The sequence below is a fragment of the Pseudomonas sp. genome, assembly GCF_041601375.1.
Classification (GTDB): Bacteria; Pseudomonadota; Gammaproteobacteria; order Pseudomonadales; family Pseudomonadaceae; genus Aquipseudomonas.
The window spans coordinates 1-15,710 of record NZ_JBFIIG010000100.1 but is presented as its reverse complement, the minus strand read 5'-3'; the positions used below and the strand labels follow the sequence as shown (position 1 = coordinate 15,710).

The following is a 15,710-nucleotide window of genomic DNA, read 5'->3' as shown; positions in this document are numbered from 1 at the left end:
CCGGTGATGTCCATGGCCCGCTGGTTCTTCAACACCAACAGCGAAGTCGACATGGTGTTCGCCCACAGCGCGCGCACCCCGGCCGACATCATCTACCGCGCCGAGCTGGACTACATGTCCACGCGCATCGACAACTTCAAGCTGCACCTGATCTGCGAACGCAACGAGACCGGGCAGATCTGGGGCGGCTACCGCGGCTTTCTCAGTCGCGAGATGCTCCAGCTGATCGCCCCCGACTTCCTCGAGCGCGAGGTGTTCTGCTGCGGCCCGGCGCCCTACATGCGCGCGGTGAGACGCCTGCTCGCCGACGCCGGCTACGACATGGCGCGCTACCACGAGGAGTCCTTCGGCGAGACCCCGGCCGAGGATATCGCCAGCGCCGAGGAACAGGCCGCCATCGCCCTGGCCCAAGCCGACGAACCCCAGGTCAGCCACTGGGTGACCTTCAGCGAGTCCGGCAAGTCGGTTCAGGCCGACCTCGGCGCGACCCTCTACGAGGCCGCCGCCAGTGCCGGCCTGACCATTCCCAAGGCCTGTGGCATGGGCATCTGCGGCACCTGCAAGGTACGTGTCGTGGCCGGCGAGACGGCCATGGCGCACAACGGTGGCATCAGCGAGGAAGAGATCGCCGATGGCTACGTGCTGAGCTGCTGCACCCGGGTCAAGGGCAATGTCGAGGTGGCGTACTAGGCGCCCGGCCGCTCAGAGCAGCCCCAGCTGTTCGAGTGCGGGTTCGACGCTCGGCTCAGGCAAGCCCGCCAGCCCTGGCAGACGCAGCATCAACTGGGCGTGGAAGCGTCGGGCCAGTTGCGGTGCCAGGCGGTTGTCGGCGGTGTGCAGGAAGACGTAGGGCGTGCGCCCGTCCTCGATCCAGCCGGCAACCTTGTCCAGCCAGGGCGCCATGAAGCGGTCGTTGGCGGCGAGTTCGGGATGACCGATAAAGCGCAGCTGCGGTGCCTGGCTGAATGCCGTCGGGCGGATCGGCAGGCGTGGTTTCTTCGCCTGGGCATGCAGGACCGCCGGCTCCTGCGCCACACAACTGAACAGGGCCCGCGCATCCAGGCAGATCCGCTCGATGCCCCGCTCCAGCAGCAGGCGGTTGAGCGCCCGCTCCTCTTCGCCCTTGGCGAAGAAAGCCGGATGACGCACCTCGATGGCCAGTGCGCTGCCAGCCCAGTGTTCGATAAAGGCGCTCAATTCAGCGAGACGCGACGGGCCGAAGCTGGCCGGCAACTGCAACCAGAATGGCGCCACCCGCGCGCCCAAGGGCGCCAGCAGGCGGCGAAAACCGTCACTGGCGGCCAGTTGCTCGCGCAGATCCCCGGAGTGGCTGATATCGCGCGGCAGCTTGGCGCAGAAGCGCAAGTGCGCGGGCATCAAGGCCGCCCAGCGGGCAACCGTCGTGGCCGAGGGGCGCGCATAGAAGGTGGTGTTGCCCTCGACCGCATTGAATACCTGGCCATAAAGCGGCAGAAACTCCGCCGGGCGCGCGCGATCCGGATACAGCGAACCGCGCCAGGCCGACTCGCTCCAGGACGGGCAGCCAAGGAAATAGGGCAGCATCAGAGCCCGTTATCAGGCGTAGAGGTCAAGGCCCAGTATTTCCTGGGCGCCAGGCTCGCTGACGTAGCTGGCGGTGGCGCTGTAACTGGCAATCGCCTGGGCCGCACGGTTGCTGACGCCTGGCGGGTAGGCAAGGTTCTGCGCCCGGGCCGGCAGGCTGTCGCTGCTGGCGCTGGAAGCCTGCACCCGACGGGTTTGCGCAGTCTGCTCGAAACCCTGGCTGCTCGCCGGGGCTGCCGGCTGCTCACGACGCTGCTCTATCTCGCGCTGGGCTTCGCGAAACGGCGTAACCGCCGTGCCCGAACGAGGCCCGCGATCTGGCGAGTAGGAAGGTATGGAGCCGTCGATGCGCATCTATTGCTGCTCGGCAGTGGTCAACCAAGTGAGTGGAAGTGCCTGCAATTTAGCCCCGCCCGAGCGGATTGGCAAACGATCGTGGAACTGCCCGACGTAGAGCATCCGGGCGGCCCGTCCGCGCAGTCACGGAGCGCCCGCGAGGACTAGGCGCCCCCTGGCTTCTACAGACGGCAGACGCCTCCTATTGCGGCGCTTTCGGCGTGGCGACCTTGTCGCGCAGGTACACCGGCAGGGCCTCGTCGGCCACTACCGCCTCACCCCGCGCCCAGGCAAACCGCGCCAGGCTGAGCAGGTCTTGGGCATGCGGCAACATGGCGCCGTCCTGTGCGTAAGGGCTCAGCGGGATACGCGCGGCGAACGTGCCCCAGCCAGTACCGGCGCCGAACCAGTCACCCGTCGCGTCAAGCGGCAAGCCGACCTGTTCGGGCGGCGATACCACTTCGGCTCCGGCAAGGCGCATCTCGCCGTTGTCGCTGCGATAGCAGCCCCAGTAGATCTCATCCATGCGCGCGTCGATGGCCGCCGCCACCTGGCAGGCGCCGTGCTCACGCTGCGCGCGCTGGGCCAGTACGGCGAGGTTGGACACCGGCAGTACCGGACGATCCAGGGCAAATGCCAGGCCCTGCACCACGCCGACGGCGATGCGCACCCCGGTAAAGGCGCCCGGGCCACGCCCGAAGGCGATCGCATCCAGCGCCGACAGCGGCACACCGGCCTGGGCCAGCAGATCCTTGATCATCGGCAACAGGCGCTGGGCGTGCAGGCGCGGAATCACCTCGTAGTGACTGATCACCTGGCCGTCATGCAGCAGGGCGACGGAGCAGGCTTCGGTTGCGGTATCCAGGGCCAGCAGAGTGGTCATTGCATTCGGACGGTAACGAAATGGACCGGCATTAGAACGGCTTGAGGCTTTTTTTTCCAGCGCAATCACTATAGTTTGCGCCCGTCACGCGCACGAATCCGCCGGGCAACTGGCACGCACCGGGCCAGAATGGACCCAGTGCACGCCAGCAAACAGCGGCTTACCAGGCCTCGATCACTGTCTCGGCTTCCCAGGCGCTCAACGGCGCTTTGGACCAGGTGCCATAACCCGCATTGGGGAAGACGATCCACTCGGCACCCCATTTGTCCGATTCAGCGGCCACGGTTGCGCGCTGCTCGGCCAGCGGCGTCTTGCGGAAACGCCCATCGAAGTCATGCAGCGTATCGCCCAGCAGCAACACGATCTGATGATCGGCGCTGACGATGGCGCGCCGCTCGACCTTGGGTGGCCCCAGCAGCAGAACACTTTCTGCCGACACTTGGGGCAGGCCGAGCTTGCTCAGGGTGGCCAGGGTGTGTTGCTTCTGCTTGTCGGCACGATCCGAGATGTAGCGAATGGTCACGCCCAGGCTGTCAGCGTGCTCGAGAAATTTCTTCGCCCCCGGAATCAGCACCGGGGTTCCGTCACGTTCCCAGGGCAGCCAGGTGTCCCAGGCGTCATAGATGTGGCAGTTGGCAAGGTCGCGCGCCAGCAAGGCGCTGTTGTCGATGACGGTTTCATCCAGGTCGGTAACGATGGCCAGCTTGGACGGATCTTTCGCGGCAGCCACTGCCGCATCCAGCTTCAGCGTCGCGATGTTGTAAGCCTGCAGCTGCAGGGCCTGAACTTCCGCCGATTGCTGCTGGAAACGCAGGCCCATGGCGAACTCGGCAACAGTGCAGTCCGCCTTGGGCTTCGCGGTATCGGCAAAGGCCGCGGGGCTCCCCACCAGTGCTAGCGCAAGGCCCAGCCAGATAGCACTTTTTGCTGTTTTTTCGGTCATTGAATGTGCTCTCTTTCTTAGCATGAGTTAAGACTTGAAGCCTACGACCATCACTCGTTGGTATAGACCAGATATCGATGCTAGCTTAGGCGAGCCAGGTTACTGTCCCGTGAACGACGCTCAGCGACTCCAGAGCGCCAGCCGCAGAAACGACAACGGCCCGCATATGGCGGGCCGTCGTCGTTTCTGCTAGCTGCGGTTTAGCTGAGGGCAGCCAGTACCTTGGCAGTGATCTCGTCGACGCTACCGACGCCGGCGATGGCGCTGTATTTCGGTGTGCCGTTGGCGGCGGCAAGCTTCTGGTAGAACGCCACCAGTGGTTTGGTCTGCGAGTGGTAGACCGACAGGCGGTGACGCACGGTCTCTTCCTTGTCGTCGTCGCGCTGGATCAGCTCTTCGCCGGTTTCGTCGTCTTTACCGGCGACCTTGGGCGGGTTGTGCTCGGTGTGGTAGACGCGCCCGGAACCCGGGTGCACGCGACGGCCGGCGATGCGGCTGACGATTTCCTCGTCGTCGACGGCGATTTCCACCACGTGGTCGATGTTCACCCCGGCTTCCTGCAGCGCTTCGGCCTGAGGAATGGTGCGCGGGAAGCCATCGAAGAGGAAGCCATTGGCGCAATCGGGCTGGCTGATGCGTTCCTTGACCAGATTGATGATCAGGTCATCGGAGACCAGACCGCCACTGTCCATGATGCTTTTGGCCATCAGGCCCAGCTCGGTGCCGGCCTTGACCGCGGCACGCAGCATGTCGCCTGTGGAGATTTGCGGAATACCAAACTTCTTGGTGATGAAACCGGCCTGGGTACCTTTGCCGGCACCGGGCGCCCCTAGCAGAATCACGCGCATCGATGTGCTCCTCAAGATTTAAGAAAAAAGCGTCGGACTCGCCTCGTGGGGCCAATCTCAGAATGGTTCGGGCAACGTTGGCAAGCAGCCAAGTGACCAGTGCCCAAGTGTCCAAGGGACTAAAAGGTTGACCAAGATACACAGCGCACCCCCACCGCACAAGCCACCAAAAGTCGGATAAACAGGGGTCTTTCAGGCGCCATCGGGCAGCGATCGGGCGCCTCCGGAGCCCCTCGGGGACACCCGGACAGCACCCGACCTGCAGACGCTAGCCGGTGTTGCGCAAACCGGCGGCGATGCCGGCGACGCTGACCAGCAAGGCCTGCTCCAGAGGGCTGTCGGCCTGGCTATCACGCTGCCTGGAGCGTGCCAGCAGCTCGGCCTGGAGAAGGTGCAAGGGGTCAAGATAGGTGTTGCGTACGCTGATGAACTCCTGGGTCTCGGGACTGTGCGCCAGCAGCTGTGACTGCCCGGTCAACCCCAGTACCGTAGCAACCGCCTGCGACAATAGGCCGCGCAAATGTTCGCCCAAGGGCTGCAGGGATGGTTCGACCAGGCGTTCGTCGTAGAGCCGGGCAATAGCCCCATCGGCCTTGGCCAGGACCATTTCCAGCATGTCGATGCGGGTACGGAAGAACGGCCAATGCTCGCGCATCTGCGCCAGCAGCTCGCCCTCGCCGCGTTGCAGGGCGCTGCTCAGGGCGTATTCCCAACCGAGCCAGGCCGGCAACATCAGGCGGGTCTGGGTCCAGGCGAAGATCCAGGGGATCGCTCGCAGGCTCTCCACCCCGCCCTCGCGCCGTTTGGCCGGGCGGCTGCCCAGGGGCAAACGGCCAAGTTCCTGCTCCGGCGTGGCCTGACGGAAATAGTCGACGAACTGCGGGTGCTCGCGCACCACACCGCGATAGGCCGTCACCCCATCGGCGGCCAGCTTGTCCATCAGTTCGCGCCAGGCCGGCTCCGGCGTCGGCGGTGGCAACAGGGTGGCTTCCAGCACCGCGGCCAGGTAGAGGTTGAGGTTCTGCTCGGCAATATCCGGCAGGCCGAACTTGAAGCGAATCATCTCGCCCTGTTCGGTGGTGCGAAAGCGCCCCGCCACCGAGCCCGGCGGCTGCGACAGGATCGCCGCATGGGCCGGGCCGCCGCCGCGGCCGACGGTGCCGCCACGGCCGTGGAACAGCAGCAACTCGACCTGCTGCGCGGCGCAGATCTGCACCAGTTGTTCCTGAGCACGGTACTGCGCCCAGGCCGCCGCGGTGGTGCCGGCATCCTTGGCCGAGTCGGAATAACCGATCATCACTTCCTGCGGGCCGTGCAGCCGCGCGCGGTAGCCCTTGAGGCTGAGCAGGCGGTCGATAACCGGGCCGGCGTTGTCCAGATCGGCGAGGGTTTCGAACAGCGGCACCACGCGGATCGGTCGCAGCAGCCCGGATTCTTTCAACAACAGTTGCACGGCGAGCACATCGGAAGGCGCACCGGCCATGGAGATCACATAGGAACCCAGCGAGGCCGCCGGCGCGACGGCCACCTCGCGGCAGGTGGCGAGTACTTCGGCGGTATCGGCGCTGGGCTTGAAGTGGCTGGGCAGCAGCGGTCGGCGGTTGTCCAGTTCGGTCATGAGAAACCGCTGGCGGGCCTCCTCGTCCCACTCGGCGTAGCGCCCCAGGCCCAGGTAATCGGTGATTTCATCGAGCGCGGCGGCGTGACGGCTGGCGTCCTGACGCACGTCCAGACGCACCAGGAACAGGCCGAAGGTGGCGGCGCGGCGCAGGCAATCGAGCAACGGGCCATTGGCGATCACGCCCATGCCGCAGGCGTGCAGCGACTGGAAGCAGCACTCCAGCGGCTCGAGCAGTTCGCGGTTGTCCTGCAACACCGCCGTCGGTGCCGCGAGCGGGCCGTGCAGCGCCTCCTGGGCCCAGCTGCGGGTGGCGCGCAGGCGTTCGCGCAGTTGCTTGAGCAGGCTGCGGTAGGGCTCGGAACTCTCGCCGACCCGGGCCAGCAGCTCGGGGCTGGCTTGCTGCATGGACAGCCCGGCGGCCAGTTGGTCGATATCGCGCAGATACAGGTCGGCCGCCATCCAGCGCGCCAGCAGCAGCACCTCGCGGGTCACCGCGGCGGTGACGTTGGGGTTGCCGTCGCGGTCGCCGCCCATCCAGGACGCGAAACGAATCGGCGCGGCGTCCAGCGCCAGGTGCATGCCGGTGGCTTCTTGCAGGGCATGGTCGGCCTTGCGCAGGAAGTTCGGCACCGCCTGCCACAGCGAATGCTCGATCACGGCGAAGCCCCACTTGGCCTCGTCCACCGGGCTGGGCCGGCTGCGGCGGATCTCTTCGGTATGCCAGGCTTCGGCGATCAGGCGCTGCAACTGCTCGGCGACCTGCTCGTGCTCGGCGACGGACAGGTCGCTGTGATCCCCGGCTGCCAGTTGCGCGGCGATCGCATCGTATTTCTGGATCAGGGTACGCCGCGCCACTTCGGTCGGGTGGGCGGTCAGCACCAGCTCGATGTCCAGACGGCCGAACTGGCGCGCCAGGGCATCGGCATCATGGCCACTGCTCAGCAGACGCTGCAGCAATTCGCCCAGCACTCGCGACTCGAAGGGCTCCGGTTCGTCGGGAGCACGGCGGCGAACGCGGTGGTATTGCTCGGCTATATTGGCCAGGTTGAGAAACTGATTGAACGCCCGCGCCACCGGCAGCAGCTCATCGTCGTCGAGCTGCTCGAGGCCAGCGCTGAGCTGCTCGGCGCCAGCGGCCGAACCACGCCGCGCCGCCTTGGCGCCCTTGCGAATGCGCTCGATCTTCTCGAGAAAAACCTTCCCCCGCTGCGCGCTGATGGTATTGCCCAGCAGCTCGCCGAGCTGATGAACGTCCTCGCGCAGACGCGCGTCGATTTCTGCCATGACTGACTCTCCGCTGAAGCGTGAAGTTCAAGAGTGCCCAGCACGGCAACATCTTACAAGCGCGCGACGCCATGCCGACAAGAACGTAGGCTAGGTCTAGGCTCTAATCAGGCCCGCAGTAAAAAGGGCGAGGCCGAGCACATTCGCATAATCGCCTACCACGAGTAGCTAAAGGACGAGACAGTCATGAAAATTCGCGAGCTTGTCCAACATTGGGAACAGAACGCCAAGGGCCGCATGACCCGTAATCTGTATCAGATCAATCTCGATATGGAAGCGGCTGCGCGCCTGGCCGCTTTAGCCGAGATGTACCCCAAACGCAGCCCGGAAGTACTGCTCGGCGAGCTGATTGGCGCAGCGCTGGAAGAACTGGAAACCAGCCTGCCCTACGTCAAAGGCAGCCAGGTGGTGGCCACCGACGAGGAAGGCAATCCGCTCTATGAAGATATCGGCCCGACACCGCGCTTTCTCGCCCTGTCACGCAAGTATCTGCACGAGCTGAGTGCGCAACAGGACAGCACCAACCACTGACAGGGAGTGAAAAAACCGGCCTGCTGCCCCCGAAGCCGCCCTACCTCCTTACGGAACGCTGCACTGCACGGTGTAGCGTCTTGCCTCTCAACGCCGGGAGGCGGTCTCGCGACGGCCTTGGATATTTTCACCAGCCCTGAAAGCTCTGCATGCCCCTGAATGCCACACGCGCCCCGCCAGAGCGGTGGCGTGCCTGCGCACACAACCGTTCAAAAAAGAAAACAAAGAAACGAAAAAATCCAGCGAATAGCGTCTAAAAATAATTCATGTTGTTTTTTTTGAACAAAATTGCTCTAAGCACACTCCAAGCTTCGTAGCGTTCTGACGATCGGTTGCTGGCATGGGCCTGTTGCGCCTTGTCCAAATGCGTCCGTCGCCTTCAGTCAAAACGCTGGCTGGTGACCATCATGGGAACCACTGCATGCAAGGAAATCACCAATGGAACTGAACACCATGATCATCGCCCCTGCCCGGTCACAATCTAGCCAACGGTCAACCTGGACACTCGCCGCACTCGCCCTCGGCAGCAGCCTGTTGCTGGCCGGCTGCGCCGGTAATCCACCTAGCGAGCAGCTCGCAGTGAGCAAATCGGCGGTCAACTCTGCGGTCAGTGCCGGTGGCCCGGAATTCGCCGCAGTGGAAATGAAATCCGCCCAAGAGAAGCTCAAGCAAGCCGAGCAACAACTGCACGACCATAACTATGAAGAAGCCAAACGCCTGGCCGAACAGGCCGAGTGGGATGCCCGCCTGGCAGAACGCAAAGCCCAGGCAGCCAAGGCTGAAAAAACCCTGAAAGACGCCCGCCAGGGCGTTGAGGAAATGCGCGAGGAAAGTATGCGTGGCAGCAGCCTTTAACTCCGGCCGCCGAACACGCTGAACACAGACTCCGCCAACAGCTAAAGGATTACCCGAATATGCGTACTCAAGTAATGATTCCCGCCTTGCTGGCATTGAGCGTAGGCCTGGCCGCATGCTCCTCGCAGCCCAACGTCAATCTGGAGGAAGCACGCAGCAATTTCTCCACGCTGCAGTCGGACCCGCAAGCCAGTAAGGTTGCAGCTCTGGAAACCAAGGGCGCCAGCGAGATGCTGGACAAGGCCGAACAAGCCTACCGCACCAGCGAGGACGAACAGAAAGTCGATCATCTGGCCTATCTGACCAACCAGCGCATCGAAGTCGCCAAGCAGACCATCGCCTTGCGTAGCGCCGAACAGAACCTGGGCAAGGCTGCCGCCGAACGCGCCAACGCTCGCCTGAATGCACGTGACGCACAAATCGATGCCCGTGACGTGCAACTCGACGCGCGCGATGCTCAGATCAAGCAGCTGCAGGACAGCCTTAATGCCAAAAAAACCGAACGGGGCACGCTGGTAACTTTCGGCGATGTGCTGTTCGACCTGAACCGTGCTGAACTGAAGCCTGGCGGCATGACCAACGTCAACAAACTGGCTCAGTTCCTCCAGCAAAGCCCGGAGCGCAAGGTTATCGTCGAGGGTTACACCGACAGCACCGGCTCCGCCGCTTACAACCTGAGCCTGTCGCAACTGCGCGCCAACTCGGTACGCATGGCGCTGATAAAAATGGGAGTTGACCCGGAACGCATCGTCACCCAGGGTTATGGCAAGGAATACCCGGTGTCGGAAAATGACACCTCGTCTGGCCGGTCGATGAACCGCCGGGTCGAGGTGACGATATCCAACGACAACCAACCGGTTGCGCCACGCAGCACGACAAACGCTGGCTGATTACAACGCAGCAACACAATGCCGCTCACTTAAACCAGGTGAGCGGTATTTTTTGTAGACCCTCTGTTTATCTGCACTACCCAGCTCTGGTAGCCCGGATGCAATCCGGGGGAAATCCAGCGGCTACAAATCGCGCCGGCATTGCACTGATAGTTTTTTCACAAGTTCTCAGAGGTTGTGAAAAAATCGAGCGCCGTAGCGAGAGCGTCTCCAAGCGTTCGCGGCAAGGCGCACTGCGTGAAAAGTAGGGGAGTTTAGTGAGCTAAATGACCCTGCTTTTCAAGTAGCGCAACGCCGCAGCGGGCGGTTGGAGGCGGTCGCAGTAGGCGAGAGCTTTTTCACAAGCTCTCAGCGCAACAATCCCAAGCCCTTGGCCCGGGCCACGGCCTGGGTACGCCGTTCGACGCCCAGTTTGCCGTTGATATGGCGGGCATGGGTCTTCACCGTGTGCAGGGAAATGAACAACTGCTCGCTGATTTCCTGATTCGAGCAGCCTTGGGCGATCAGCTGCAATACCGCCAACTCACGCGAACTCAAGGCCTCGGTCAGCTGGCTATCGAGCTTGGTCTGCTGTGGCGCCTGAGTCTGGGGCAGGTACCTGAGCAGCTCGGCGGCCACGGCACAAGCGGGGCGCGCCATCAGTTGCTCGCGCAGCCATTGCGGCTGGTGAACGAACAACTCCTGATAAGGCAACAAAGCACCACCCTGCGCCGCTTCCAGGCTGCTGGCAAGCCAGCTGAGGGCCTCGCGGTCGCGCCCGGAAGCCTTGAGCAGCAGGGCCAATTGCACCTGCGCGGCCACCACGAACAATTGACCCGATGCGGATTGAGCACACTGACTGAGTGCGCGCAGACGCCGTTCGGCAACGTCCAGATGCCCCTGCATGCGCTCGAGCGCAGCCTGCTGCAACTCGATATGCAAAGCCAGCTGCGGGTGGAACTCGGGGGCTACGCCGGGCGCCTCACCGCAATAGGTCTCGGCCAGCCGCTGCAGCCAGACTTCGGCCAACTCCAGCTGGCCCTGGGACAACCACAGCTCGCATTTGATCACCGTGATCATCGCCAGATAGTAAATCGACGGTACGTCCCAGGCATGCATCAGGCGCTCGGCTTCGGCCAACTGGGCGAAGGCCTCGCCGAGGCGTCCTTCACGCCTCTCGACCACGGCCAGCATGCAGTAACCCATCAACACGCTGATGTCGCGACAGGCGCGCGCCTCACCGATCCCGGCCAGCAGCTTGGTGCGGGCGGCCTGGGTTTGCAGCGCCACACTGAGCAGATAGCCCTCGTATAGATTCAGTCGCGCACGTACCGAATACACGCGCTGGGTCGAGAGCCCCTGCAACCGCTGCTGGCCCAGGCGCACCTCGGCCAGGGCGCGCTGAACCTCGCCACGGGCATGCAGCACACGTGCCCGTTCGGCATGCGCCAGACCCTCGAGCAAGGGATTATCGACCCGCTGCGCCAACTCCAGGGCCTCGCGATTGAGCCCCCGCGCACGCCACAAATCGCCTTTTGCCACCGCCAGATTGGCCAGGGTGAACAGACACATGAGACGCGGTCCGCAGCGCTGGGCGCTGAGCAGGGCCAGGGCATCGCTGCAAAATCGTTCAGACTCGAGTACCTGGCCACGACCGCGGGCGATGATGCCGGACAGGGCCAGCCACTGGGCCAATAGATCATCCTGCTCCTGCGCACTGGGGGCCGGCATGAAACGCCCCAATTGCTGGATCAGTTCGTCGGCGGCATCCAGCTGGCAGGCCAGGGCCAATGCCCAGCCGTACAACACCAGCAGGCGCGGCGTGCTGGCCAACAGGCTGTCGGGCAGGTCCATCTTCCAGCGCAGCAAACGCGCGACATTCTGCTCGCCGAGCAACTGTTCCTCGGACAGGTTCTGCACCAGGTTGGCCGCCACTTCCGGCTGGCCGGCGCGTAATGCCTGCTCGACCGCTTCCTCATGCAAGCCCTGGCTGCTGAACCAGCGACAAGCGCGCAGATGCAGGGCCGCCTGGGACTGGCTGCGCTGGGCAGCGGGACGCGAGCGCAACAGATCGGAGAACAGGTGATGGTAGCGAAACCAGTGGCCCTGCTCGTCCAGGGGCACCAGAAAGACCTGATGGGTCTGCAGGTGTTGGATAATCGCCGCACTGTCATGCTGCTCACGCAAAGCATCGCACAGCTCGGCACAGAAGCGATCGAGACAGGCGGTGTCGAACAGGAAGCTCTGCACCTCGGCCGACTGCTGCTCGATCACCTCCTCCAGCAAGTACTCGCGGATCAGCCCCTCGTCGCCTTGGGGCACCCGCTCCGGGGTCTCGTCCTCAGCCTGCTGCCGGGTCAACAGCCACAGACGCAGACCGGCCACCCAGCCTTCACTGCGCTGACACCATTCCTCCAGAACCGGCCCACTGAGCTCGGCACCCTGACTACCGAGCAGCGCGCGGGTCTCCTCCTCGGTCAACCGCAAGTCCTGCTCCTGCAACTCCAGCAACTGGCGTGACAGGCGCAAGCGCGCCAGGTGCCAGTCGGGGCGCTGGCGGCTGGTCACCAGAATGACCAGGCCTTCGGGTAGATGATTGAGGAGAAACTGCAGGCAGCGGTCGAGCACCGCGCCCTGGGCCAGGTGATAGTCGTCGATCACCAGCAACAAGGGCGACGTCGCTACGAGCCGCTCGCCCAACTCGTCAAGCAGGCCATCGAGCCACTCTTCGAAGGCGAAGGGTTGATGTCGCTGACGCATGCGCAGCAATGCCTGGGCGTCCTCGCCAAGTCCCGGATAGAACTGCTGCAGGCCGGCCAGCAGGCGCTCGAGAAAACGTCCGGGATCGCTATCGCGCGGACTCAGCCCCAGCCACAGGCTGTGCCAGTGCTCGGGTAGCGCCTGGCAGAACTCGCTGGCCAGCGAGCTCTTGCCGAAGCCCGCAGGGGCGCTGACCAACAGCAACCGCCCTTCCAAGCCCTCGGCCAGTTGCTCACACAGACGCGGCCGCGACACATGGCTGGTTGGCAGTGGCGGACGAAAAAAGCGACTGTCGCCCAGAGGGACGCTATCGCTGACTGCAGGTGCTATACGCGTCAGATCGGTCATCACCCGGCTCTTGTTAAGTCATTGCCAGTTCAGGCGCGAACGTTTGGAGGTTGTGAAAATATCGAGCGCCGTCGCGAGGTCGCCTCCAGGCGTGTGCGGCAAGGCGCACTACGTGAAAAGCGGGGGAGTTTAGTGAGCTGAAGACTCCGCTTTTCACGTAGCGCAACGCCGCTGCGGGTGTTTGGAGAAGGCCGTAGTAGGCGAGCGTTTTTTCACAAACTCCCAGCAGACTAGCGACTTAACCGCGCGAATTGAAGCCTGGCAACCCGCGCTGAAACAAATCATTACTTGGACAGGCCACCCGACCTCTATCCGGGTCAGTTCCTGCGGGTGATGTCAGGCGGCATGGATAACCACACATGGGAGCGGCCGAGCGCGACGATACCGAGCTTCGCGGAGCTCGGCCGAGCATCCGTACCCGTAGGACCGGTGAAACCCGCCATGGCTGCAAGTGGCGACAAACACTGCGGGTTGCACCCGCCCTACGCGGCCCACGCAAACCCGGGGTGGACCGAGCAAAAAAAAACCGGCCCAGAGGGCCGGTTTTTTCATGCTTCATGCAACGCCGTTAGCGAACGCCAGCCTGGCGCAGTGCAGCCGGGGTGTAGTCGCTTTCTTTTGCCGGGTAGCCGAACTGGTAGGATTGCTTCTCCTCGTTCTTCATACCCAGGGCCAGGTAACGACCGGACTGCAGGTCATACAGGGTCTCCAGGGTGTACCAGGGTACCTGCTTGTCGTAGTAGTACTGGGCATGGGCCTCAGCTACGCGCCACAGGGTACCGCGACCGTCGTAATGGTCGATTTGCGCGGCCTGCCAGGTGTCTTCGTCGAGGTAGAAGTCACGCTTGGCGTAGATATGACGCTCGCCGGACTTCAGGGTCGCAGTCACATGCCATACCCGGTGCAACTCGTAACGGGACAGATCCTGGTTGATATGGCCAGGCGTAACGATTTCGCTGTACTTCAGCTTCGGCGAATCCAGACCGTAGGTGTTGTACGGAATGTAGATTTCCTTCTTGCCGTGCAGCTTCCACTCGTAACGGTCAGGCGCACCGTTGAACATGTCGAAGTTGTCGGAAGTACGCAGACCATCGGAGGCGGTACCCGGACCGTCATAGGACACCTGCGGGGCACGGCGCACGCGACGCTGACCGGCGTTGTACAACCACGCCAGACGCGGCTCCTTCACCTGGTTGAGGGTTTCGTGCACCAGCAGCACGTTACCGGCCAGACGCGACGGTGCGGTTACCCGCTGCTTGAAATAGAACAGCACGTTGCTTTCCTTGCTGGTGTCGGCATCCGCCAGCGCACCACGGAAAGTGAACTCATCCTGGAAATACACCAGGCTGTAGGAACCGTTCGCCTGCGGCGTCGCCTGGGTCACCAGACGCTTGACGCTGCCACCGCGGTAGCGGGTGATGTGGTTCCAGATCGCTTCCAGACCGTCCTTGGGAATCGGGAAGGGGTTGGCCTGCTCGAAGTTCTCCAGGCCGTTGCCGCCCTCGACCATCTTGGTGTTGACGGCATTGCGCTTGGACGCGTCCATCACGAAGTCCGGCATGCTGGCCGAACGGTGGGTCGGGTACACCGGGATCTTGTAGCTTTGCGGATATCGCTTGAACAGCGCCTGCTGACCGGGGGTCAGCTTGTCCTTGTACTGTTCGGCGTTGGCCGCGGTGATGGTGAACAATGGCTGCTCGTCAGCGAACGGATCCGCCAGGAAGCCGGCGGCGTCGGCAGTGCCGGCATTCTTCGGCAAGCCACCGGTCCAGGCCGGAATCGAGCCATCGGCATTACCCGCCATCTCGGCACCGACTGGCGTCAGCGTGGTCCCGAGCTTGGCAGCCTCTTCTGGCGACACCGCAGCCATGACGCTGCAGGCCAGCAGCGAAAGGGTCAGCGCGCCGGTTTGCAACAGACATTTTGTTGTTTTCATATACAGAGTCTTCCTCAAAATTCCTGGCCGCTTAGAAGTTCATACCGAAGCTGAGTGCAACGAAGTCGCGGTCGATCGCCGTGTTGTAGTCGCCACCGAAGAAGTCGGTGTAGGCCAAGCTGGCGTTGTAAGTGTTCTGGTAGTCGGCATCCAACCCCAGGCTGACGGCCTTGGCACCTTCGTTGAACAGGCCGTTCGGGCCGTAGCCATCCACATCATGCGACCAGGACAGGCTCGGCTTGAGGTTGATGCCGGCAATCGCGTTCGAGTAATCGAGAATGGCGCGAGCGCGATAACCCCAGGAGGTGGTGGTGACGAAACCGTCGTCGTTGCTTGCGCTGTAGGCACCATAGATGGAATCGCGACCGTATTGCAGATCCTCACGACGCTCGAGGCCACCGACGTGGGCGACACCGACTTCACCGACCAGGGTCAGACGGCTGGCGCCCAGGACCCGGTCGAAGAAATGGGTGAAGGTGGTTTGCACCTGGGTCAACTCCTTGCGGCGATAACCCTGGTTTTCCGCACCGGGAGCTGTATCGATGGTGGGTGAAGCCCCACCACCGCTGGCCGGGTTGAGCAGCGCCAGGTTGAGCGCGGTGCTGTTGATCTGGATAGGCGCATTGGGCCGATAGCTGACCTCACCGCCCCAGGATGTGCCGGTGGGCAGCACGGTCGAGAAGCTCAGGCCATAGAGCTGGATATCTTCCGGGTAGCTGAGGAAGTACTCGCCATTACCCAGTGCAGTGCTTTGCGCCAGACCAGCTCCCGATGCTGCACCTATGGCCGCCGCGGTCGCTGCGTTTGCTGCATAACAGGCGTTAGGGACTGGGCCGCAAGTTGCAGCCAGGAAAGCGCCAGCCGCTGCGTTGCCACCTGCCGCACCAATGGCAGGTAGTGCGGCAAAGGTACCTGCCTCTGCCGTCTTGGTAT

At 63.3% G+C, this 15,710-nt stretch carries 13 protein-coding genes; 4 read left to right on the top strand and 9 right to left on the bottom strand.

Features of this window, described 5'->3' with window-relative positions:
- Positions 1-690 (top strand): flavin reductase family protein (locus ABZE94_RS13780; RefSeq protein WP_372876081.1); only part of this gene is annotated, 690 nt, incomplete at its 5' end.
- A gap of 12 nt (positions 691-702) precedes the next feature.
- Here the strand turns inward: ABZE94_RS13780 and ABZE94_RS13775 are convergent.
- The 6 genes from ABZE94_RS13775 to ppc all read right to left on the bottom strand — a co-directional run bounded on the left by ABZE94_RS13775 (position 703) and on the right by ppc (position 7,478).
- Entirely contained in the window at positions 703-1,563 is an 861-nt protein-coding gene (locus ABZE94_RS13775; protein ID WP_372876080.1) for a DUF72 domain-containing protein, read from the bottom strand.
- Positions 1,564-1,575: 12 nt separating this feature from the next.
- On the bottom strand, positions 1,576-1,917 hold the full coding sequence (locus tag ABZE94_RS13770; RefSeq protein ID WP_372876079.1) for a hypothetical protein: 342 nt from the start codon (positions 1,915-1,917) through the stop codon (positions 1,576-1,578).
- A 184-nt stretch (positions 1,918-2,101) separates the two neighbouring features.
- On the bottom strand, positions 2,102-2,782 hold the full coding sequence (tsaB, locus tag ABZE94_RS13765; protein WP_372876078.1) for a tRNA (adenosine(37)-N6)-threonylcarbamoyltransferase complex dimerization subunit type 1 TsaB: 681 nt from the start codon (positions 2,780-2,782) through the stop codon (positions 2,102-2,104).
- A gap of 160 nt (positions 2,783-2,942) precedes the next feature.
- Positions 2,943-3,725 carry a 5'-nucleotidase, lipoprotein e(P4) family gene (locus tag ABZE94_RS13760; protein WP_372876077.1) on the bottom strand — a complete coding sequence of 261 codons (783 nt, stop codon included), beginning with the start codon at positions 3,723-3,725 and terminating at the stop codon, positions 2,943-2,945.
- A 200-nt stretch (positions 3,726-3,925) separates the two neighbouring features.
- Complete coding sequence (gene adk, locus ABZE94_RS13755) at positions 3,926-4,573, bottom strand: adenylate kinase (RefSeq protein WP_372876076.1); 648 nt, start codon at positions 4,571-4,573, stop codon at positions 3,926-3,928.
- A gap of 268 nt (positions 4,574-4,841) precedes the next feature.
- Positions 4,842-7,478, bottom strand: coding sequence for a phosphoenolpyruvate carboxylase (gene ppc, locus ABZE94_RS13750; protein WP_372876075.1), 2,637 nt, complete (start codon positions 7,476-7,478; stop codon positions 4,842-4,844).
- A 186-nt stretch (positions 7,479-7,664) separates the two neighbouring features.
- Here ppc and ABZE94_RS13745 point away from each other — a divergent pair, with 186 nt between their 5' ends.
- From ABZE94_RS13745 to ABZE94_RS13735, 3 genes are all read left to right on the top strand, one after another.
- A complete protein-coding gene (locus ABZE94_RS13745; RefSeq protein ID WP_372876074.1) occupies positions 7,665-8,009 on the top strand; it encodes a pilin assembly protein in 345 nt (114 codons plus the stop codon).
- 438 nt (positions 8,010-8,447) lie between these two features.
- Complete coding sequence (locus tag ABZE94_RS13740; RefSeq protein WP_372876073.1) at positions 8,448-8,864, top strand: DUF4398 domain-containing protein; 417 nt, start codon at positions 8,448-8,450, stop codon at positions 8,862-8,864.
- A gap of 59 nt (positions 8,865-8,923) precedes the next feature.
- Positions 8,924-9,754: an OmpA family protein gene (locus ABZE94_RS13735; RefSeq protein WP_372876072.1), complete on the top strand. Its 831-nt coding sequence runs from the start codon at positions 8,924-8,926 to the stop codon at positions 9,752-9,754.
- Positions 9,755-10,102: 348 nt separating this feature from the next.
- Here ABZE94_RS13735 and ABZE94_RS13730 read toward each other — a convergent pair whose 3' ends face one another.
- The 3 genes from ABZE94_RS13730 to ABZE94_RS13720 all read right to left on the bottom strand — a co-directional run.
- Positions 10,103-12,841, bottom strand: coding sequence for a LuxR C-terminal-related transcriptional regulator (locus ABZE94_RS13730; protein ID WP_372876071.1), 2,739 nt, complete (start codon positions 12,839-12,841; stop codon positions 10,103-10,105).
- 568 nt (positions 12,842-13,409) lie between these two features.
- Positions 13,410-14,777, bottom strand: a complete 1,368-nt coding sequence (locus tag ABZE94_RS13725; protein WP_372876070.1) for a DUF1329 domain-containing protein — start codon at positions 14,775-14,777, stop codon at positions 13,410-13,412.
- A gap of 31 nt (positions 14,778-14,808) precedes the next feature.
- On the bottom strand, positions 14,809-15,710 hold a 902-nt coding region (locus ABZE94_RS13720; protein WP_372876069.1), incomplete at its 5' end, for a DUF1302 family protein.